General features: G+C 57.4%; 18 protein-coding genes and 1 pseudogene. 6 read left to right on the forward strand and 13 right to left on the reverse strand.

Annotated elements, in window-relative coordinates; all coding sequences use genetic code 11:
• Positions 1-432 precede the first annotated feature (432 nt).
• On the forward strand, positions 433-2679 hold the full coding sequence (locus I9H07_RS18070; protein ID WP_236424495.1) for a putative bifunctional diguanylate cyclase/phosphodiesterase: 2247 nt from the start codon (positions 433-435) through the stop codon (positions 2677-2679).
• Between the two features lie 116 nt (positions 2680-2795).
• On the opposite strand, the gene I9H07_RS18075 is transcribed toward I9H07_RS18070, so the two are convergent.
• Entirely contained in the window at positions 2796-4166 is a 1371-nt protein-coding gene (locus I9H07_RS18075) for a gluconate:H+ symporter (protein WP_024675385.1), read from the reverse strand.
• A gap of 350 nt (positions 4167-4516) precedes the next feature.
• On the opposite strand from I9H07_RS18075, the gene I9H07_RS18080 reads away from it, so the two are divergent.
• Complete coding sequence (locus I9H07_RS18080) at positions 4517-5776, forward strand: sensor domain-containing diguanylate cyclase (protein ID WP_236424493.1); 1260 nt, start codon at positions 4517-4519, stop codon at positions 5774-5776.
• 35 nt (positions 5777-5811) lie between these two features.
• Here I9H07_RS18080 and I9H07_RS18085 read toward each other — a convergent pair whose 3' ends face one another.
• From I9H07_RS18085 to I9H07_RS24940, 4 genes and pseudogenes are all read right to left on the reverse strand, one after another.
• The gene (locus I9H07_RS18085) at positions 5812-6828 is read right to left on the reverse strand and encodes an SMP-30/gluconolactonase/LRE family protein (protein WP_058824182.1); all 1017 of its coding nucleotides are present in this window, start codon (positions 6826-6828) and stop codon (positions 5812-5814) included.
• A gap of 15 nt (positions 6829-6843) precedes the next feature.
• Positions 6844-7413 (reverse strand): hypothetical protein, encoded by a 570-nt coding sequence (locus tag I9H07_RS18090; RefSeq protein ID WP_058824183.1) that lies wholly within the window; start codon positions 7411-7413, stop codon positions 6844-6846.
• A gap of 113 nt (positions 7414-7526) precedes the next feature.
• On the reverse strand, positions 7527-9266 hold the full coding sequence (locus I9H07_RS18095; protein WP_236424491.1) for a dipeptidase: 1740 nt from the start codon (positions 9264-9266) through the stop codon (positions 7527-7529).
• A 118-nt stretch (positions 9267-9384) separates the two neighbouring features.
• Positions 9385-9474: pseudogene (locus tag I9H07_RS24940) on the reverse strand (GNAT family N-acetyltransferase); the annotation flags it as partial.
• Between the two features lie 125 nt (positions 9475-9599).
• Between I9H07_RS24940 and I9H07_RS18100 the strand changes: the two are divergent.
• Both I9H07_RS18100 and I9H07_RS18105 read left to right on the forward strand, forming a co-directional pair.
• A complete protein-coding gene (locus tag I9H07_RS18100) occupies positions 9600-9809 on the forward strand; it encodes a DUF2945 domain-containing protein (RefSeq protein ID WP_236424488.1) in 210 nt (69 codons plus the stop codon).
• A 175-nt stretch (positions 9810-9984) separates the two neighbouring features.
• Positions 9985-10704, forward strand: coding sequence for a carbonic anhydrase (locus I9H07_RS18105; protein WP_024675379.1), 720 nt, complete (start codon positions 9985-9987; stop codon positions 10702-10704).
• 52 nt (positions 10705-10756) lie between these two features.
• Here the strand turns inward: I9H07_RS18105 and sodC are convergent, their stop codons facing one another.
• The 3 genes from sodC to I9H07_RS18120 all read right to left on the reverse strand — a co-directional run bounded on the left by sodC (position 10757) and on the right by I9H07_RS18120 (position 12870).
• Positions 10757-11275 (reverse strand): superoxide dismutase family protein, encoded by a 519-nt coding sequence (gene sodC, locus I9H07_RS18110; protein WP_024675378.1) that lies wholly within the window; start codon positions 11273-11275, stop codon positions 10757-10759.
• Between the two features lie 230 nt (positions 11276-11505).
• Positions 11506-12516, reverse strand: a complete 1011-nt coding sequence (locus I9H07_RS18115) for a zinc-dependent alcohol dehydrogenase family protein (RefSeq protein ID WP_058392296.1) — start codon at positions 12514-12516, stop codon at positions 11506-11508.
• A gap of 57 nt (positions 12517-12573) precedes the next feature.
• Complete coding sequence (locus I9H07_RS18120) at positions 12574-12870, reverse strand: ArsR/SmtB family transcription factor (protein ID WP_024643956.1); 297 nt, start codon at positions 12868-12870, stop codon at positions 12574-12576.
• Positions 12871-13024: 154 nt separating this feature from the next.
• Here I9H07_RS18120 and I9H07_RS18125 point away from each other — a divergent pair, with 154 nt between their 5' ends.
• Entirely contained in the window at positions 13025-13813 is a 789-nt protein-coding gene (locus I9H07_RS18125) for a transporter substrate-binding domain-containing protein (RefSeq protein WP_058824186.1), read from the forward strand.
• Positions 13814-13928: 115 nt separating this feature from the next.
• Positions 13929-14921: an ATPase gene (locus I9H07_RS18130; protein WP_236424487.1), complete on the forward strand. Its 993-nt coding sequence runs from the start codon at positions 13929-13931 to the stop codon at positions 14919-14921.
• Positions 14922-14992: 71 nt separating this feature from the next.
• Here I9H07_RS18130 and I9H07_RS18135 read toward each other — a convergent pair whose 3' ends face one another.
• The 5 genes from I9H07_RS18135 to cyoB all read right to left on the reverse strand — a co-directional run bounded on the left by I9H07_RS18135 (position 14993) and on the right by cyoB (position 20119).
• Complete coding sequence (locus I9H07_RS18135) at positions 14993-16012, reverse strand: branched-chain amino acid aminotransferase (RefSeq protein WP_024675374.1); 1020 nt, start codon at positions 16010-16012, stop codon at positions 14993-14995.
• 229 nt (positions 16013-16241) lie between these two features.
• Positions 16242-17129, reverse strand: a complete 888-nt coding sequence (gene cyoE / locus I9H07_RS18140; RefSeq protein ID WP_024643950.1) for a heme o synthase — start codon at positions 17127-17129, stop codon at positions 16242-16244.
• 10 nt (positions 17130-17139) lie between these two features.
• The gene (gene cyoD / locus I9H07_RS18145; protein WP_003375849.1) at positions 17140-17472 is read right to left on the reverse strand and encodes a cytochrome o ubiquinol oxidase subunit IV; all 333 of its coding nucleotides are present in this window, start codon (positions 17470-17472) and stop codon (positions 17140-17142) included.
• Complete coding sequence (locus tag I9H07_RS18150; protein ID WP_024675373.1) at positions 17472-18104, reverse strand: cytochrome o ubiquinol oxidase subunit III; 633 nt, start codon at positions 18102-18104, stop codon at positions 17472-17474. Before I9H07_RS18150 ends, cyoD begins: the two co-directional genes overlap by 1 nt.
• A 2-nt stretch (positions 18105-18106) precedes the next feature.
• Entirely contained in the window at positions 18107-20119 is a 2013-nt protein-coding gene (cyoB, locus tag I9H07_RS18155) for a cytochrome o ubiquinol oxidase subunit I (RefSeq protein ID WP_024675372.1), read from the reverse strand.

Below are 20119 nucleotides of genomic sequence, written 5' to 3' on the forward strand. Positions count from 1 at the left end.
CTTAGGGCACTTCACCCATCGCGACATGCGTTACAGATACAAAAATACAGAATCGTAAACCAGGATGCTCCATTTTTGGTGTAGAGGTGTCGACACGACCGGACAACGCTAATCTCATGCAACCTTTCGAAACCCGCCCTGTCGTAACAATTGGCGCATAATGGCACTTAGGTATCATCTCGCATTTACTTCATCAAAAACATAAGCCATCCCGGCAGATGCCGCGAACGATTAGTAGTCGGGCGCAGTGCCGCTGGCCGCTCATTGCCTGGACGAAGCGTCAGACAGGGACGTTGAGTCTGTAGAAAACAGCCGAATCAATCAGACCATCCCTCCGCGCAGTTGGAAGAGGTCCAGGGAACGGATTCACGACTTACGCTCTGCCAGACATGACCCAGACACTCCATGCACGCCATCCAGGAATAGCGACCGATGAACCCTCAGGGCTATGAGCACGACCACGTCATACCGACGAATAACGAAGAGGTCGCAAAGGTATTGCAGGCCGCTGCTCATTCAGTCCTGTGTACCGACGGCTTGCTGATGGTCTCCAGCGCCACCGGCTGGGAACAGATCGCCAGCTTCGGCGCGAATTGCCCTGAAGCGGATGAGGCATGGTTGAGGATGGTTTCATCCTACGGTGACGTCGTGCTTGTCGGTCAGGACAGCCCGGCGAGTGCGATGCACATGCCTACCAGCGGGAGCAGCCTCATCTACGTCGCCATTCGCGGCGTCAGGCAAGAGTTGCTTGGGGCCATGTTACTCAGCCACAGCGATCCCTACAGCGGGTTGAGCGTTGCACAACGCTATGCTCTGCAGGCACATGCCGCTAACCTGCGAACGTGCTTGCAACCTGAACACGAGCATGAAGCGAGCGACCCGCGGGTAGGCTCTTTCGAACGCCTGCGCTTGCTCGAATCAGTGGTCATCAATGCCAATGACGCGATTCTTATCACTGACGCCGAACCCATTGATTTGCCGGGCCCGCGTATCGTCTATTGCAACCCTGCGTTTCTGGCGATGACCGGCTTCACTGAAGAGGAAGTCATCGGCCGCACGCCGCGGATACTTCAATGCGAGGACACCAGTCGCGCAACGCTGGACGTTATTCGCGAAGCCCTCAGCCACTGGAAGCCGGTTGAAGTCGAGTTGCTCAATACCCGCAAGGACGGCAGCCAGTTCTGGGTCGAGTTGAGCATCGTGCCGGTGGCCAACGAGAAAGGCTGGTTCACCCATTGGGTTTCCGTGCAGCGCGATATTACCGAGCGCAAAGAGTCCCAACAGCTGACCCAGCGAGCGCGCCAGGAGCGCGAAGAAAAACTTGCGCTGCAAAGCCGGCTGGAGGAGCGCGAGCGCATTTCCGAAGAGCTGACCTACATAGCCTTTCACGACGAACTGACGTCACTGTTCAACCGTGCCTATCTCATGGACGAGTTGACCAAGGTGTTCGAAAACGTTGACCCTCAGTACGAACGCGCGACGGTGCTCTTTCTGGATCTGGACGGGTTCAAGGTTGTCAACGACAGCATGGGCCATCTGGCCGGCGACCAGTTGCTGAAGCGGGTCGCAAACAGATTGCAGACGTGCGTTCGCTCGAATGACGTGCTGGCGCGAATCGGTGGCGACGAGTTTGCGATCCTGCTGATCGGCAAGGATCAACCGGAGACTGCGGTAAAAATGGCTGACCGCATCGTCAGTCAATTGCACACGGCCATACAGATCGAAGGCCAGGACATTTTCATATCGTGCAGCATCGGCATTGTCACTGCGGGTGAAAGCCACACAAAACCCGAAGAGTTGCTGCGTGATGCCGACGTCGCCATGTACTCCGCCAAGAAACAGGGCAGAGGGCGCTGGAGCATCTTCAATGCGTCCATGCGTGAAGCGGCGATTGATACGCTGATCATTCAGAACGCGTTACGTCAGGCAATAAAACATAAAGACTTTCTGGTGTTCTATCAGCCGATCTACAGCAGCAACAGTGAACATCTAGTCGGCGTCGAGGCGTTGGTCAGATGGGATCACGCCACCATGGGGATTATTTCCCCCGATGCGTTCATCCCGATAGCCGAAGACCTCGGGATTATTCATGAGTTGGGTGCCTGGGTCATGCACACGTCCTGCAGCGAAGTGCAGGCCTGGCGAAAAAAGTTCTCTCACCTGGACCTGAGGCTCAGTGTGAACGTGTCCGGAAAAGAGCTGAGTCATCCCGGATTCGTCGAACAGGTGACCCGGATAATCGCCTCCACCGGTTTACCCGCGACGCAACTTCAGATCGAAGTGACCGAGTCAGTCTTCCTCTACCAGCCAGACGCCATAGCAGAGGTTCTCCGGCAGATCCGGCAGTTGGGCGTGCGGGTAGCGCTGGATGACTTCGGTACGGGTTACAGTTCGCTCGGTTATATAGACCGTTACCCGATTGATGCAGTGAAGATTGACCGGTCGTTTGTCTCCAGAATGATGACCTACGAACGCAGCGAAGCCATTGTCAGCAGCATTCTGTCGCTGGGGCGAGCACTGAATCTGGATATAACGGCAGAAGGTGTGGAAACAGCAGAACAATACAATCTGCTGCGGAAAATGGGCTGCCCGTATTTTCAGGGCTATCTCTTGAACAGGCCGATGAGATCAGAGGCGCTGTTGCACATCATCAAGTCTACTGCCGAATGCAGTGTCTGATTAACACCAGACTTGATGTGCCGTGATAACCAGCGGTCATCCGCTCTGGCCGCCAGGTTATTGGAGCGGTTCACTGCACCACTATTTGCGCGTGACGCATGGCAAACCGCTGCATTTCACGCCAGCCAGTGCCACAACAGCGACGTTCCGACCAGCCCGACCACCGACACGATGGTCTGCAACACGGACCAGACCCAGAGCGTCTGTTTCAGTTGAAGACCGAAGTATTCGCGGACCATCCAGAAGCCAGCGTCGTTGACGTGGCAGAAGAACACCGACCCCGCACCGATCACCAGCGCAATCAACGAAGCCTGAACCGGCTCAAGACCGGCCATCATCGGCGCGAGGATACCGGCCGTAGTGGTAGTCGCTACGGTGGCGGACCCGGTGGCCTGACGCAACGCCACGGCAATCAGCCAGGCAAGCAGCAAATAAGGCATGTGCGCGCCTTCCGCCACCTTGCTGATAGTCTGGCTGACACCGGCGTCCAGCAGTGTCTGCTTCAGACCGCCACCCGCGCCGATGGTCAGCAGCAGCACGGCAATCGGTGCCAGGCTTTTACGCAGGGTCCCGCCGACATGATCGCGAGACAGGCCATTGGCCCAGCCCAGGCAAACGGTTGCCGCCAACACCGCGATGCCCAACGCCACCAGCGGTTCGCCGAGAAACTTCAAGGTCAGCGCGAGGCTGCTTTCAGGTTCCAGGGCCACCTTGGCCAAGGTACTGCCGAGCATGAGAATCACCGGCAGGAGAATGATCAGCAGCGATATGCCGAACCCTGGCTGACGACTGGTTTGAGGCTTGGCGCTGAACACCTCGCCCAGCTCGGCCGGCTGTTCGATGTGCATACGCCCGGACAGCCAGTTGCCGTACAAGGGACCGGCGAGAATCACCGCTGGCACAGCGATGCACAGCCCCAGCAGCATGGTCAGCCCCAGATCCGCGTGCAGCGCACTGACTGCAATCAGCGGTCCGGGATGCGGCGGCATCAACGCGTGCAGTGTGGTCATGCCCGCCAGTGCCGGAATGGCGATTTTCAGCAGCGGCTGCCCGGACTGACGCGCCATGACGAAGATAATCGGCACCATCAGCACCAGGCCGACTTCGAAGAACAGCGGCAGGCCGATGACCATTGCCACCAGCGCCATTATCCAGGGCAAGCTCTTGCCCTTGCCCAGCTTGAGCAAGGTAGACGCAATGCGATCCGCCGCGCCGGACTCTGCCATCAACGCCCCCAGCATCGCCCCGAGCGCAATGATGATTCCCGCTTCGCCGAGAATGCTCCCCGCGCCCTTGCTGAACGCTTTTGCAACTGACTCGGCCGGTAACCCCGCCCCTATTCCGGCGATAAACGTACCCACCAGAATCGACAGAAAAGGAGGAAGCCTGGTCGCGCTGATCAATACAATGATCGTGGCAATGGCAACCAGGCAGCAGATGATGAGCCGGGTGTCGTGAAACACCCAGGCAGCAGACGATAAATCCAACACAGATCCCCTGTCGTTCGTTTTTGGCGCAGACGCTCTTGCTGAGCATCAGCCAGGAAAGTAGAAACAATTTGTTTCAATCCTTCAGACGATACCGGAACGCGCCATGTCGTCGCAGATAAATTTGCTGTCGGGACTTTCTGGCTGGAACAAACGGAACGCCGGATCAGGCCCTCATCAGTACCCCCTCGATTGGATGCGCCACCCGGCCTATATGGGTATAGTGCCACTGCAACGAGTGTTCAGAGCATGAAGTCCGAACGACAGCATCTGCTGTCCAAATGGCACTGCGTCATGCAGTGTTTGGTCAGAGCCGCGCTCAATCACAGGATCACTCGACGGGAAATCAGATGACCTCATCCAGTCAGCGTCTGGCCTTGCTCGAAGCCGTTGTCGAGCAGTCATTCAACGCCGTATTGATCACCGATGCCGACTTGACAGATGGCGGCCCGTTCATCGTCTACGTCAATCCGGCGTTTTGCGCGATGACAGGTTATGCCGCAGAGGATCTGATCGGCGCGTCACCGAAGATTCTGCAGGGACCGGATACCGACCCTCAGCTCATTGCGCGAATGCGCCAATGTTTGAGCGAAAACCTGTTCTTCGAAGGGTCGACGATCAACTACCGCGCAGACGGAAGCCCGTATGCAGTCGAGTGGAAAATCTCACCCGTACGCGACGAAGCGGGCGCCGTTTGCAACTTCGTGTCGGTCCAGCAGAACATCAGCCCGCGCATTCGTGCCGAACGCGAGCAGCACCTGCTGGCCCAGGCGCTGAACGCGGCGCTTGATCCGATCATCATCACCGACCGCAATTCGGACACTGTGTTTGTCAACGAAGCCTTCCAGAACATGACCGGTTACAGCGCAAGCGAGATCGTCGGTCAAAACCCGGGGATGCTGCGTTCGGGCAAACACGACGACACCTTTTACGCGCAGTTTAAAGAGACGCTGGCGAGCGGCGAGCCGTTTCGTACTACATTCATCAACAAGCGCAAGGACGGTTCTCTTTTCTACGCAGAGCACAGTATTTCCCCGCTCCGCGACCTGCAGGGGAAAATCACCCATTACGTGAGCATCAGCCCGGACGTCACTACACGGATGGGGCGCGAACAGCAATTGCTGGAGTTCGCCCACAGCGATCCACTGACCGGACTGGACAATCGCAGGGCTGCCGAACATACGCTGGAGCGTCTGATCAATGCGGCTCGCATATCCAATCGCCCATTCAGCCTCATTATTTGCGATATCGACCACTTCAAACGCGTCAACGACCGCTACGGCCATCCCGCCGGCGACAGCGTATTGAAAAGTGTCGCGGCCATCCTCAAACATCAGGTTCGGCTGTTCGACGTCGCTGCGCGTTGGGGAGGTGAAGAGTTTCTGGTGCTTGTGGCCGACAGTTCGCTGAACCAGGCTGCCGAGCTGGCCGACCGTTTGCGCAAGGGTGTTGCCAGTCTGGATCTGACGGAAACCGGCTCCATCACGATGTCGCTGGGCGTCGCGGAACTCGGGTCAGGGGAAACCGCAGCGAGCCTTATTCAACGCGCAGACAAGGCGCTTTATCAAGCCAAGCGCCTCGGGCGTAACCGGGTAGAACGCGCACGCTGACCCGTCAGCTCATGCGAGGCCATCGGGCGCGGTTGTCAGGGCCGACTGCCTTTGACCAGCGTCGGTATTCTCAACACCTTGTTCGCCGCAGTGATGTACACCCAATGCTGCGAACCGGTCGAACAAAATGTCAGGTTGCCGGTGTCTTTAGCAGCAATCAGCAATTTGCCCAGCAGCTCGCCCTTGGCGGAAAACACCTGGACGCCCTCTTTGCTGCCGCTCCAGACATTGCCCTGTGCATCGACCTTGACGCCATCCGGAATGCCTGGCGAGACCTCGACAAACACTCGGCCTTTGCTCAACGTGCCATTGTCCACCTGATACACCATGATTCGATGGGCCAGCTTCGGGCTCTTGAAATCATGTGCCAATTGCGAATCGGCCACGTACAACAAACGCTGATCGGGTGAAAACGCCAGACCGTTGGGCGAATGAAGCCCTGGGGTATCAATCCTGATCAGTTCGTCTCGCTGCGGGTCATAGCGATAGAGATACTCACCGTCCTGCTCTGGTTTTCCGCCATAACTCTCCGCCTTGTTCAGCACGCCAAAGGTCGGATCACTGAACCAGATGTTGCCGCTGTCATCGACGACAACATCGTTCGGACTGTTCAGGCGCTTGCCCTGATATTTGGCGACCAGCGTGCGCCATTGACCGTCGGCCTCCTGGCGCACGATGGCGCGCTCGCCGTGGGAAGCCGCGATGACGCGCCCTTCGGCATCCCGTGCATGCCCATTCTGGTAATGAGCAGGATCAAGCCAGGTGGTGACGCCGTCACTTTCCTTCCAGCTCATGACCTTGTTCGCCTTTACATCGCTCCAGATCAATCGCCCATCAGGCAGGCACAGCGGGCCTTCTGCCCATTGCGCATCGGCAGTCAGCACCTGCGCCTTGGCACCGGGCGCGATCAGCTTCGCAAAACGGGCGCTGTTGTCCACGATCGAAATCGGCGACGCCGGTTCCGATGCCTGCGCCGCACTGGCAAACAGAAACGCACTACCCAATAGCAGTGCGGAGGTTTTTTTGCCGGGTCGACCAAAGACTCTATTCATACAGGTGTCCTGATATCAATACGCACACGCGCCACGAGTACGTTTGGCAGCAGCTTCAGGCTTGAGTTTCACGATCAGTTGCACGTTAGGCTGATCACCCACGGTGCGACTGAGATGCCCTACCCGATCATCGTCAGGACGCGCTCTGGCATTGCTGTCGGCGTTGAACTGCATCTCTCCCGGCCCCTGAACCAGGACCGTGCCATCGGTCGTTTCCACCGACCATTGCCCCTGAAGCGTGATGACCCACTGCGGGCCGGGGGCATGATGCCAGCTGCCTACATAACCTGGCGGCAGAACGGCGTAGGCAATGCTCTCGATCTCGTCGGGCGACACGCCGATCCACTGCGGCTCGGCTGGCGGTGCATAGCTTTTGAATTCAAGCCCTTCGATCCGGCAATGGTCGACATGCGTCGCGCCCTGTTCGTCTGCCCATACGGTGGCGTATTTGACGGGTGGCTGAAGCTTGCCATTGCTGGTGGTGCTTTGCGAAGAAGTGCCTGGCACCGAGGTGACGGCGGCAATGGCGCTGTTTGCCATGCATGTAACAACGCCGGTAAGTGCGAGGGCGAAAAGCGCTTTCATTGGTAATCCTTATTCACAAAAAGCCGGACGCTAAAGACCCTTCGGCCCTGCCATGTCGGCTCAGATCATCCGTCATTAAAGGACCCGCCATGACGGCAGGCCCTGATGACGCATTACAATTTCGGCAACTGACCGATACGACTCATCATTTCGGTCACGACTTGCAGGTCCAGCAGGAATTGCCCGGTGGTCTTGAACTCGCTATCGGTGTGCCCGGTGTATTTGACGTCCGGTCTGGCCAGACCGAACTGCACACCGTTAGGCAATTCATGAACCGACGTAGCACCGGCCGATGTACCGAACTTGTGCTCCATGCCCAGATTCTCGCTGGCGACAGCCAACAGCGCCTTGACCCACTCACCCTCGGGGTTGCGGTACATCGGCTCGGCAATGGAGTAATCGAACGCTGGCTTGATAGCGGTTTTCTTGCTCCAGGTCGCCAGTTTGTCGGCAATCTCAGACTTCAGCACTTCGGGAGACTTGCCCTTGGGCACGCGCAGATTGACGGCCAGCTTGAAGACGTTGTTATCCAGCGCAACGTAGGTCAGCGATGCGGTCAGCGGGCCCATGAACGAGTCGGAGAAACCAATGCCCAGTTTGCTGCCCAGGTAATCCAGCCCCCAATTGTCCGCGGCATATCGCGCAGCGTCAGTGATGTGGTTGTGCTTGAGCGGGACTTTGCCATCCAGGCCGTTGATGAAGTCCAGCATGCGCGCAACCGGGTTGACGCCGGACTCAGGGTCGGATGAGTGTGCGGAAACGCCGGTAATTGTCAGTTTGACGTCTTTGCCCTCGACCTTGGCAGCCACCTCGAAATTGCCGCCATTGCGCTTAACGTAATCAGCACCGGCCTGTTGCAGGCTCGCTGCCAACTCTGCGGGCTTGTCCGTCACCAGCGTGGCAACCGACTTCGACGGGATCTGGTTAGTGGCCATGCCGCCGGTCATCGAGGTGACTTCCGCGCCCTCGCCTTCAGCCGCCCTTCGGGCAAAGCTGGCCATGACGGTGCCATAGCCTTTCTCGGCAATCACCACCGGGTAGCTGCCGTCCAGCGCCAGATTGTAGTTGGGCGTCGGGTTGCGTTCGAAGTAGTAAGGTATGGCGTCGCCAGCGGTTTCTTCAGTCGTGTCTATCAGCAACTTGAAGTTTCTGGCCAGCGGCAGCTTCTCTTCCTTGATCACCTTCATGGCATACAGCGATACCACGATGCCGTTTTTGTCATCTTCGGTGCCACGGCCGTACATACGGTCACCGATCAATGTGACCTTGAACGGGTCCAGTTTGGTGCCATCCGGCAGAACCCAGTTTTCCGGCGTGACAGGCACTACATCGGCATGAACATGAATGCCCACAACTTCATCACCGGCGCCATCCAGGGATATTTCGTAGACGCGGTTATCGACGTTGCGGAACTTCAAGTTGAAGCTTTCGGCAAGGCGCTTGATCGTGTCGGCAATCTTGATGAATTCCGGGTTGTCATGCTGCGCAACGCCCTCCACCCGAACGGTTGGAATCGCCACCAATTCGCGCAAGGTTTCCGTGGCCGCACTGCCGTATTTCAGACGGGTATAAAGACCGAGCAAACGATAGACCTCGTTTTGCTGCTCTGCGGAAAGCTTTTTGTTATCGAGAAACGCCTCGATCGCAGGCTCCAGGTTTGCGCCTTTGGCAACATAGCTTTTACCCAGGCCAGACAGGAACTGCCTGAAATCGGTCAGCGATGTATCACTGAATGTCTTGAGGATTGCCGCGCTCTGTTGCTCGGTGATGTTGGCCTGGGCTGCGCTGGTAAAGGCTGAAAGGCTGGCCAGCATCAGCGTCGTCGCGGCCAGTTTTTTAAGTGCAAAGTTCATGGTGGTGGGCATTCCCTGGCAAAAGTCTTGAAGAAATCTGATCGTTTGATCAGCAAGCCTTCAAACTTACACCACGAAACAATGATGCGGAAACCCCGTGTTGAAAACCTGCGCGCCGCTATTCGGCCAATGACTTCAATAAAGTGTGACGACTCCAGGGACCGCAATAGCCGGGAATGTGCCCTATCAACTCATATCCGCACCGTGCGATTGGAGATGCGCAAGCCATACAGGCGCCAACTGCCTGATCAAATCAATGGAATTCCATCATCCCTGGCGACTCCCAACAGTGACCGGCAAATAGCCAGAACTAATGTCGACAGAGGAACGCCCATGACCACTTCATTCAACGTTGGCGACGCTGTGCGCTGGAACTCCGAGGCAGGCGAGATACACGGCAGGATCACTAACGTACACACCAAGGACGTCGAGTTCATGGGCAAGCACAGGCCGGCCTCGAAAGACGCGCCGCAGTATGAGGTGAAGAGCAACAAGACCGGCCGTTCAGCTTTGCATCATGAAGACGCTCTTAAACCGGCTTGACCGTGCGCTACTGCTCACGTCAAGCGCTCTGCTCGTGGCGTTATCAAGGACAGTATCGAAATAAATACAATTGGAAATGAAATTCCGGTGGCTGTATGAAGTGCACAGGTCCCGCATCAGCGCAGTCTGGGCGGAATAGACCTCTCTCCGACAGTTAACAAGCCCGAGGCTTCTTATGAATTCGTCCCTGTCCCGCCGCAAAATTCTCCAGTGTGCCTGCTGCCTTCCGGTGGCTGCAGCGCTGATGGAATTTCCTTCCATTGCCAATGCCGCTGCGCCGACCTCCCCTCGCACCACATTGACTGCCGATCAGGCGCTCAAAGCACTGCGTGACGGTAATGATGCGTTCATGACAGACAAGGTCATCAAAGTGGAGAGCGACCGTGACCGGCGTCTGGAAATTGCCAAAGGCCAGACGCCGTTCTGCATTCTGATCTCCTGCTCGGACTCACGCGTACCTCCTGAGCTGTTGTTTGGCCGTGGTCTGGGTGAACTGTTCATCGTACGTAACGCGGGCAACACTGTGGATACCGCAGCACTGGGCTCGATTGAATATGGCGTCAGCCAGTTGGGTGTGCCGCTGGTGGTGGTGATGGGGCACGAGAAATGCGGTGCGGTAGCGGCTGCAGTGTCGGTGGTCGAAGACAACACGGTTTACCCGGGCGCGATAGGCCAGATGATCGAACCTATTTTGCCTGCGGTGTTGACGGCCAAATCCAGAAAAGGCGCAAGCCTGCTGGAGGATTCGGTCAAGGCCAACGTTCAGCGCACCGTCGCGCGCTTGCGCACGGCTTCCGAGCCGACCCTGATGAACCCGATCAAGGAGGGCAAGGTCAAGATCGTCGGCGCTTATTACAGCCTGGAAAACGGCAAGGTCGATTTCTTCGACGTTTAAGCCGAAAAACATCCAGCGCATGGACTGCGCTGGTGTTTCTGCAGAACAGGTATCAGATCACACCGCAAGCCGCGCGATCACCACCACCGCCCAATGGCTTGGGCATATCAGCATGGTTGTCGCCGCCCGCGTGGACCATTAGCGCGTGGCCTTTGATCTCGGACAGCTTCTTCAGGCGCGGCGCCAGTACCGGATAGTCCGCTTTGCCGTCGGCCGTGACGTACAACGCAGGCAGGTCGCCCAAGTGGCCATCTGCGTAAGGGCCGAGGTGCTTGCCGGTCTTGGCCGGGTCGAAGTGCCCGCCTGCTGCCAGCGCTGCAACCTTGACGCCGTCCTTGGTGCCCGCTTCGCAACTGCCGTTTTCGTGCACATGAAAACCATGGATGCCCGCAGGCAGGCCCGTCAGTTTCGGGGTGAACAGCAAGCCGTAGTCGGTCTCGCTGACGGTCACGCTGCCGATGGATTTGGGCGCGCCGTCAGCGCTGACCATATTGATCGGTACATCCAGTGATGCTGCCTGAGCACTGATGGAAAAAGCGCCGAGCAGGCCTAGCCATAGATGAGTTTTCATAAGTATCAATGCGTCCCTGGTCTGTTAATCAGATTGGACGTCGCCTTGGGCAGCGTGCCTGAGCGCGCTGCACAACGTCCGCGATGTCACAGGAGATGTGACCACGGCCAAGCGGGTTTGGGTGCAAAAAAAATGCGATTGGATCGCTGGGAATTGATGCAAAACGTCACAACCGGAGTGCCGACACGCGTGTCGACACCCCGGCGAAACAGCGACTCAAGAAGCAGGAATCAGATATCCAGGCAGATCTTGCCGAAGTGCTGATTGGTTTCCTGATACTTGAACGCGGCCACGATGTCGGTCATCGGGAACGAACGGTCCATGACCGGACGCAGGCCGTTGGCGTCGATCGCGCGGATCATGTCCTGTTGCTGGGTGCGGCTGCCGACCAGCACGCCCTGCATGCGCAGTTGCTTGACCAGCGCCGGCACGAATTCCAGTTGACCGGCGACACCGCTCAGAATACCGATGACCGAAATATGGCCGCCCACTCGCGCAGCGTTCATGGAGTGCTGCAGGGTCGATGGGCCGCCGACGTCGATGATGTGGTCAACACCGCGCCCGCCGGTCAGCTTGCGGGCAGTCTCGCCCCAGTTACTGTCCTTGCGGTAGTTGATCAAATGGTCAGCACCCATGGCCTGCAGACGCTCCAGTTTTTCATCACTGGATGAAGTAGCGATCACCGTAGCACCCACCATTTTGGCGAACTGCAAGGCGAAGATCGATACGCCGCCGGTGCCTTGGACCAGCACGGTATCACCGGCTTTCAGCGAATCATCGACCATCAGCGCGCGCCAGGCGGTAAGGCCGGCAGTGGTCAGGGTAGAGGCCTCGGCATGGCTGTAGCCCAGTGGCGCACGGGTAAACGAAGTTGCCCGGGCAGTGACCTGCTCACGCGCATAACCATCGACGCCATCCCCCGGCACCGTGACAAAACCTTCAACCAGCGGCTCGCCGCTGATCCACTCCGGGAAGAACGTGCTGACCACGGAGTCGCCCACTTTGAACTCGCTGACGCCCTCGCCTACGGCGGTGACAACACCTGCGCCATCGGCCATGGGAATGCGCTGTTCAGTCGGTGCCCACATGCCGGTGACAACGGCGAAGTCATGATAGTTGAGCGAGTTGGCATGCAGACGCACGGTGATTTCACCGGTTTTCGGTGCCAGCACGTCGCTTTCGCCAACGCTGACCCGATCGTAGCCGCCGCCGGCCTGCACGTAGATGGTGGTATTGCTCATGGTCAATCTCCTATCAATTCAACATTACGCAAAATGACGAAATGTATAAGTAAAACTTCAGAGTTCTTTCTTGAGCCGATCGGCAAACCGGTCGATAGCCAGTTCGTCACGACGGAAGTAAGTCCATTTGCCTATTCTGGTCGCCTGAACCAGTCCGGCACGTTGCAGGATAGCCAGGTGCGCAGACGCGGTGGACGCCGACAGGTTGGCCTTGGCCTGAATGTGCGACACGCACACGCCTATCGCCGGATCACCGTGGTCCTGGGGAGGGAAATGGGCTTGCGGATCTTTCAGCCACTCCATGATCAACATGCGAGTGTCATTCCCGACCGCTTTGATTTGCTCAAGAATCATGGGGCAACATTACGCTTTTTTACGAAATGTTCAACCCCTTATTTGGAAACTACAGCTGGCACAGAACTTGATTGCCGCTTCACACCGGCATGCCAAATAACGCACTCTGTCGGCACTTATAAAATCAAATGCACAGTCGCGAGCACCCCGCCTCATGATCAATCTGAAATACAGCGTAATGACCGCCCTGCTTCTGGGCATGACAGGCATGGCTCAGGCTCAGGAATCAACCTCGCATCTGGACAAGGTTTTGCAGACAGGCCAGTTGTCGGTCTGCACCACAGGCGATTACAAGCCCTACACGCTGTTACGTGAAGATGGCGAATACGAGGGTATCGACATCACCCTCGCCCGCTCGCTGGCGAAGAGCCTGGGTGTGACCGTGCAATGGGTGCCTACGACCTGGAAGAACCTGATGCCGGACATGGTGGCCGGAAAGTGCGACATCGGCATGGGCGGTATCTCGGTCAGCCTGGAGCGGCAGAAGAAAGCCTTCTTCAGCAGCACGCTGGACATCGACGGCAAGATCCCGCTGGTACGTTGCGAGGATCAGGCGCTGTATGAAACCGTCGAACAGCTCAATCAGCCTTCCGTGCGCCTGATCGAGCCTGCCGGTGGCACTAACGAAGCGTTCGCCCGCGCCCATCTGCCGAAAGCGTCCCTGGCCTTTCACGACAACAAGACCATCTTTCAGGAGTTGCTGGACAAGAAAGCTGACGTCATGATCACCGATGCTTCCGAAGCGCTCTATCAACAGAAACGCATGCCGGGCCTGTGTGCCGTCAACCCGACCCGCTATATGCAATACGGCGAAAAAGCCTATTTATTGCCACGCGACGATGTCGCCTGGAAAGGCTATGTCGATCAGTGGCTGCACCTGAGCAAGGCCACCGGCGAATATCAGCAGGCGCTGAGCGAGTGGCTGGCAGTACCCGCGGAATAAGCTGTTCATATGTCCAACGGGATCGGCAGACCGGTTCGCGTTGAGCAATGGTTGCAAGGCGTGTCCGGGTGAAATAGCGTGTTGCAGGATCATTCCTGGAAGGCAGACAACGAGCATGAAGCCCAGCAAGCCCATCACCCGCGCATTCTGCGTTGAATTGCAGCAAGAGCTGTCGATTGCTGCTGCCCGACGCGAATACTTTTCCCAGGAGCCACCGCGTACGCGCTTCGAGTTTCTTTGCTCGAACGAAGCCTGCCGGGCGCTGGGTGCCAAGGTGACCGGCGTGCGCTACGACGTGAAGCCTCAGGACAACCCGACCTTTGTCGCCGCGCACTTCCGTGCCAATCCGCATTACGATCACCATCCGGGCTGTGAATGGGTGGACGAGGATGCAGACGAAAAGAGCGCAGACCCGGTCGAAGAAACCGATGCCCAGACACGCCTGCGCAAGGCCAAGCGCAAACTGGATGATTACATCGACGTTTTCGACCCGACGCTCAAGGAGCCGACCAAGGAGAAGTCCGGTCTGGAAAAGGCTGTCACCCCGGAGCAACTTCCACCCGCGGCCAATCCGCCAATAGAACCTGCCACGCCGAAGGTGCCCCGTTTCAGCGAGACCCGCACCAACAACCTGGAACGGTTGGTGGACAGCTATCGCCAGGCCAAAGCAGAACTGTCGCTGGAAGACTTCAAGCTGCTGAAACTGAGGATTCCCGGCCAGGGCGAAGTGTCGCTGCGCTCGTATTTTCGCCATATCAAATACGCGCAACCGGGTGACAACGGCCGCGTCCTGTATGGCGGCGGTCTGGTCGAGCAGCGTTATGGGCAGGGGTTCAAGTTCAAGTTCTTCGACCGCCTGGAAGGCAAGCTGGTGACGCTGTACGTATCATCCGCGCAAATGCAGGCTTATCGTTCCAGCCGTTACATCAGCGAACTGTTGAGCCATGCGCAAGCGGTGAAGTTCTTTACCGTGTACGCGCTGGGCACGCTGACTCAAAGCCCGTCGGGCAAGAGCTACAGCCTGGAAGTCGATGACTTGCGGCATCTGGCGATTGTGCTGGGGCCTGCGAAAGAGCCGGTTGAGCAAGAGGCAGCGCCTGCGTCCTGAAGAGGTGAAAACGCAGAGCATCAGAACGAAGTGATATCTCGCTCCGCACGCTCTGCGTTTAGCCCGTCAGATCAGACCTTGACGATCCAGCCTGCTGGCGGCTCGATGTCACCGGCTTGAACGCCGGTCAACTCCTTGTACAGACGCTGAGTCACGGGGCCGACTTCGGTCTGGCTGTAGAACACATGCAGCTTGTCCTGGTAGGAAATCCCGCCAATCGGGGTGATTACGGCCGCCGTGCCGCAAGCGCCCGCTTCCTTGAACGTGTCGAGCTGGTCAATGAACACATCACCCTCTTCAACCGTCAGGCCCAGACGGGATTTAGCCAGTTCGATCAACGAAAGACGTGTGATGCCCGGCAGCACGGATGGCGACTTGGGCGTCAGGAACACATCGTCCTGAGTGATGGCAAAGAAGTTGGCCGAACCCACTTCCTCAATCTTCGAATGGGTTTGCGGATCAAGGTAGATGCAATCCGCGAAGCTGTGTTTCTTGGCCTCGGAGCCCGGCATCAGGCTGGCAGCGTAGTTGCCGCCGACCTTGGCAGCGCCGGTACCGTTTGGCGCAGCACGGTCATAACCGGAAATCACGAAATTGTTCGGCTTCAGGCCGCCCTTGAAATAGGCACCGACCGGAATGCAGAAGATCGAGAAGATAAACTCGGGGGCAGTCCGCACGCCGATGTTGTCACCGACACCGATCACAAACGGACGCAGGTACAAGGCACCGCCGGAGCCATAAGGCGGGATGAAGCGTTCGTTGGCTTTGACGACCTGCTTGCAGGCCTCGATGAACACCTCAGTCGGCACGTGCGGCATCAACAGTCGAGAACAGCTGCGCTGCATGCGCTGAGCGTTCTGATCGGGACGGAACAGGTTGATCGAGCCATCTTTGCAGCGATAGGCTTTCAGGCCCTCGAAACACTGCTGACCGTAATGCAACGCGGTAGACCCCTCGCTGATGTGCAGCGTGTTGTCTTCGGTCAGCGAACCCTGATCCCAGGCACCGTCGCGCCAGTGAGAGAGGTAGCGCTTGTCGGTCTTGATGTAGTCGAAACCCAGAGTGTCCCAGTTGATGCTTTCTTGACTCATAACGCCCTCTATCATTTTAGCGACTGCCTGGACGAGTCAGGCCAATGCCTTATTCTGCCAGATCATTCAGCGCCTGAGGCTTGAAATAATTGCAAACTGACATGGCGTTTCTGAAGCAGCCCCAACGGCATGCGCCTCGCGAATACCGCAGCCGCCCCTTTGCGACGGGTAATAACAAAAAACCCCGTTCCTTGCGGAACGGGGTTCTGGTATTTCAATTCAGGTGAAGTCAGAAGGCGTAAGTCACCAACAACTCTTTTGTCACCTGAAAGTCCACCGACATCATCACGCTCAGCGCGGTGATGGTGAAGATGGAGAACACGAACAGCTTGCGAGCCCAGACCGTATCGTCTACAGCCTTGTAGCCCTTCCAGGCCATGTACAACCAGTACATGCCCATGCCCGCCGCGACAGCGAGGTAGTTCAGGCCCGCATAACCGCCTACCGTCAACATCAGGGTCGCTACAAGGAACGCCAGGATGTAGAGCAGGATGTGACGCTTGGTGACCAGAATGCCACGCTTGACCGGCAAAACCGGAATCTTCGCAGCACTGTAGTCATTGAAACGGAAAATCGCGATCGCATACGAGTGCGGCATTTGCCACAGGCTGAACATCACCAATAGCGTCAGGGCCGCGAAATCGAAGCTGTTGCTCACTGCGCAGTAGCCAATGACCGGAGGCATGGCCCCCGACAGACTACCGACCAGCGTGCCGTGAACGGATCTGCGTTTCAGGTACAGGCTGTAAAAGCCGACGTAGATCACAAACCCGATCACTGCGAACAATGCAGCCAGTGGATTGGCCTCGGTGTACAGCAGGGCAACTCCTGCAACACCCAGTATGGTCGCGTAGAGCAAGGCCAGCCTCAGTGAGACCAGGCCCTGCACCAGAACCCGGTTACGGGTCCTTTCCATTCGCTGATCGATATCGCGATCGATGCAGTTATTGAACACACAACCTGACGCAACGACCAGGGAAGTACCGATGATTGCGGCCAGAAACACGCCGAAGTCGATATTCCCCTTGGAAGCCAGAAAAAAGCCACCTGCCACCGAAAGCACGTTACCGAAAATGATCCCCGGCTTGGTGATTTGGATAAAGTGCTTCAGTGACATCTGGTATTCCTCAATGCGCCATCATTTCGCGGTGGACGCTGAAAATAATCCACAACGACAAGCCGACCAGCAGAACGATAACCATCGTGGTAAAGGCGAAGGCCATCACGTTGTTGCGCTGCACACTCGTGAAATCCAGGTGCAGGAAGTAATGCAGGTGCACCAGGATCTGGATGATCGCGAAGACCAGAACGATTGCAATCGTCATGTCTTTCGGCAGCATGGGCGACATCACCAGGGCAAACGGAATGGCGGTCAGGATGACCGACAGTACGAAGCCGATGATGTACGACTTGACGGAGCCGTGACTATTGTCTTCAGCGGAGTGATGCGAATTTGACATTACAAAGCTCCCATCAGATAGACAACGGTGAACACGCCGATCCAGACAACGTCCAGGAAGTGCCAGAACAGACTCAGGCAGCTCAGACGGGTCTTGTTGGTGTTGGTCAGGCCCTTTTTCTGGACCTGGAACATCATGATAGCCATCCAGATCAGGCCGCTTGTCACGTGGACGCCGTGCAGGCCGACCAGTGCAAAGAACGCCGACAGGAAACCGCTACGGCTAGGGCCGAAGCCCTCTTCGATCAGGTGATGGAACTCATAGATTTCCATGCCGATAAAGGCAGCACCGCACAGGAAAGTCAGAGCCAGCCAGCCCAGAACCTGGCTTTTCTTGCCCTTGTACAGCGCCAGCATGGCGAAGCCATAAGTAATACTACTGACCAACAGGAACGCGGTTTCCACGGCCACGAATGGCAGCAGGAAAATGTCCTGGCCCGACGGGCCGCCCGCGACACTGTTGACCATCACGGCGTACACCGCGAAGAACGAGGCGAACAGCACGCAGTCGGTCATCAGGTACAGCCAGAAGCCGTAAACCGTCATGCCACCGCTGTCGTGGTGATCGTCATGCCCATGATCATGGTCGTGACCGTGATCGTGGGCTCCGGAGTTGATAGCAATATTCGACATGTTTAAACCTGTTCCAGCGAGGACTTGACAGGAGTGTATGCACCGTTGGCCGCCAGGACCTTGTGATGCTCACCTTCAATACGCGCTACTTCTTCAGCCGGCACCATGTAGCCCTGGTCGTCACGCACCGCGTGAGCAACGAAGACCGCGATGGTTGCAACCAGGCTCGCGCCCACCAGCCACCAGATGTGCCAGATGAATGCAAAGCCGAACACCGTCAACAGCATCCCCATGTACAGGCCAGTGGCCGTGTTGTTGGGCATGTGGATCGACGTGTAGCGAGCAGGAACCTGATAGGCGGTACCAGCACGTTTCGCGTCGGTGAACGGGTCTACGTCGTCAGCCTTTGGCAGCTCGGCAAAGTTGTAGAACGGTGGTGGCGAAGAAGTGGACCATTCCAGAGTATGGCCATTCCATGGGTCACCGGTCAGATCGCGGTTGCTGTCGCGGTCACGGATACTCACGAACAGCTGGATCAGCTGCGACGCGATACCCATGGCAATCAGCACGGCACCGAACAGCGCGACGTCCAGGTAGATGTTCCACTCCGGCATGTCGGTTGCGTTCAGGCGACGGGTCATGCCCAGGAAGCCCAGCGCGTAGAGCGGCATGAATGCGACGAAGAAGCCGACGATCCAGAACCAGAACGCTGCCTTGCCCCATTTCTCGTTCAGCGTGAAACCGAACGCTTTAGGGAACCAGAACGCGAAGCCGGCGATGTAACCGAATACCGCACCGCCGATGATGACGTTGTGGAAGTGAGCGATTACAAACAGGCTGTTGTGCAGTACGAAGTCAGCACCTGGAATCGCCAACAGAACGCCGGTCATGCCGCCGATCGAGAAGGTGACCATGAAGCCCAGGGTCCAGAGTACCGGCGCGGTGAAGCGCAGACGGCCCTGGTACATGGTGAACAGCCAGTTGAACAGTTTCACACCCGTCGGGATCGCAATGAGCATCGTCGCCAGGCCGAAGAAGGCATTGACGTTGGCACCCGCACCCATGGTGAAGAAGTGGTGCAGCCAGACCATGAAGCCCAGGATACAGATCGCACCAGAGGCGAAGATCATCGACTTGTGGCCGAACAGACGCTTGCCCGAGAACGTCGAGATGACTTCCGAGAACACACCGAAGGCCGGCAGGATCAGGATGTACACCTCAGGGTGACCCCACGCCCAGAACAGGTTCACGTACATCATGGGGTTACCGCCCATTTCGTTCGTGAAAATGTGGAAGTCCATGTAGCGGTCAAGGGTCAGCAGCGCGAGGGTGGCGGTCAGGATCGGGAACGAAGCCACGATCAGGATGTTTGCCCAGGTGCAGGTCCAGGTGAAGATCGGCATGTCCATCAGTTTCATGCCTGGGGTACGCATTTTCAGCACGGTCACGAGGAAGTTGACCCCCGTCAGCGTCGTACCTAACCCGGATAGCTGTAGCGCCCAGATATAGTAGTCGACCCCCACGCCAGGACTGTATTGCAACCCGGAAAGAGGTGGGTACGCGACCCAGCCGGTCTTGGCGAACTCACCGACACCCAGAGACAGGTTGATCAGCAGCATGCCTGCGACCAGCAGCCAGAAGCTCAGGGAGTTCAGGAACGGGAACGCCACGTCGCGAGCGCCGATCTGCAGAGGCAGAACGATGTTCATCAGACCCGTGAAGAACGGCATCGCCATGAAGATGATCATGATCACACCGTGAGCGGTGAAGATCTGGTCATAGTGTTCCGGCGGAAGAAACCCTTCGGAACCGTTCTGGGCCATTGCCAGTTGGGTACGCATCATGATTGCGTCGGCAAAACCGCGCAGCAGCATGACCATGGCAACGATGATGTACATCACGCCGATTTTTTTGTGGTCGACAGAGGTCAGCCACTCAGACCACAAGTACGTCCACTTGCGGAAATAGGTGATTAACCCGACAACCGCAATGCCGCCGAGCGCGATCATGGCAAGTGTCACCATGACTATCGGCTCGTGGAACGGCACCGCTTCCAGACTTAATTTGCCAAACAT

Source organism: Pseudomonas syringae (assembly GCF_023278085.1).
Lineage (GTDB): Bacteria > Pseudomonadota > Gammaproteobacteria > Pseudomonadales > Pseudomonadaceae > Aquipseudomonas > Aquipseudomonas syringae_Q.

Coding starts and splice junctions, on each gene's coding strand:
- I9H07_RS18080 (WP_236424493.1), top strand. CDS start 4,517: ATGACCTCATCCAGTCAGCGTCTGGCCTTGCTCGAAGCCGTTGTCGAG.
- I9H07_RS18120 (WP_024643956.1), bottom strand. CDS start 12,870: ATGATTCTTGAGCAAATCAAAGCGGTCGGGAATGACACTCGCATGTTG.
- cyoE (WP_024643950.1), bottom strand. CDS start 17,129: ATGTCACTGAAGCACTTTATCCAAATCACCAAGCCGGGGATCATTTTC.
- sodC (WP_024675378.1), bottom strand. CDS start 11,275: ATGAAAACTCATCTATGGCTAGGCCTGCTCGGCGCTTTTTCCATCAGT.
- I9H07_RS18095 (WP_236424491.1), bottom strand. CDS start 9,266: ATGAACTTTGCACTTAAAAAACTGGCCGCGACGACGCTGATGCTGGCC.
- I9H07_RS18070 (WP_236424495.1), top strand. CDS start 433: ATGAACCCTCAGGGCTATGAGCACGACCACGTCATACCGACGAATAAC.
- I9H07_RS18130 (WP_236424487.1), top strand. CDS start 13,929: ATGAAGCCCAGCAAGCCCATCACCCGCGCATTCTGCGTTGAATTGCAG.
- I9H07_RS18105 (WP_024675379.1), top strand. CDS start 9,985: ATGAATTCGTCCCTGTCCCGCCGCAAAATTCTCCAGTGTGCCTGCTGC.
- I9H07_RS18135 (WP_024675374.1), bottom strand. CDS start 16,012: ATGAGTCAAGAAAGCATCAACTGGGACACTCTGGGTTTCGACTACATC.
- I9H07_RS18100 (WP_236424488.1), top strand. CDS start 9,600: ATGACCACTTCATTCAACGTTGGCGACGCTGTGCGCTGGAACTCCGAG.
- I9H07_RS18115 (WP_058392296.1), bottom strand. CDS start 12,516: ATGAGCAATACCACCATCTACGTGCAGGCCGGCGGCGGCTACGATCGG.
- I9H07_RS18150 (WP_024675373.1), bottom strand. CDS start 18,104: ATGTCGAATATTGCTATCAACTCCGGAGCCCACGATCACGGTCACGAC.
- cyoB (WP_024675372.1), bottom strand. CDS start 20,119: ATGTTTGGCAAATTAAGTCTGGAAGCGGTGCCGTTCCACGAGCCGATA.
- I9H07_RS18085 (WP_058824182.1), bottom strand. CDS start 6,828: ATGAATAGAGTCTTTGGTCGACCCGGCAAAAAAACCTCCGCACTGCTA.
- cyoD (WP_003375849.1), bottom strand. CDS start 17,472: ATGTCAAATTCGCATCACTCCGCTGAAGACAATAGTCACGGCTCCGTC.
- I9H07_RS18090 (WP_058824183.1), bottom strand. CDS start 7,413: ATGAAAGCGCTTTTCGCCCTCGCACTTACCGGCGTTGTTACATGCATG.
- I9H07_RS18125 (WP_058824186.1), top strand. CDS start 13,025: ATGATCAATCTGAAATACAGCGTAATGACCGCCCTGCTTCTGGGCATG.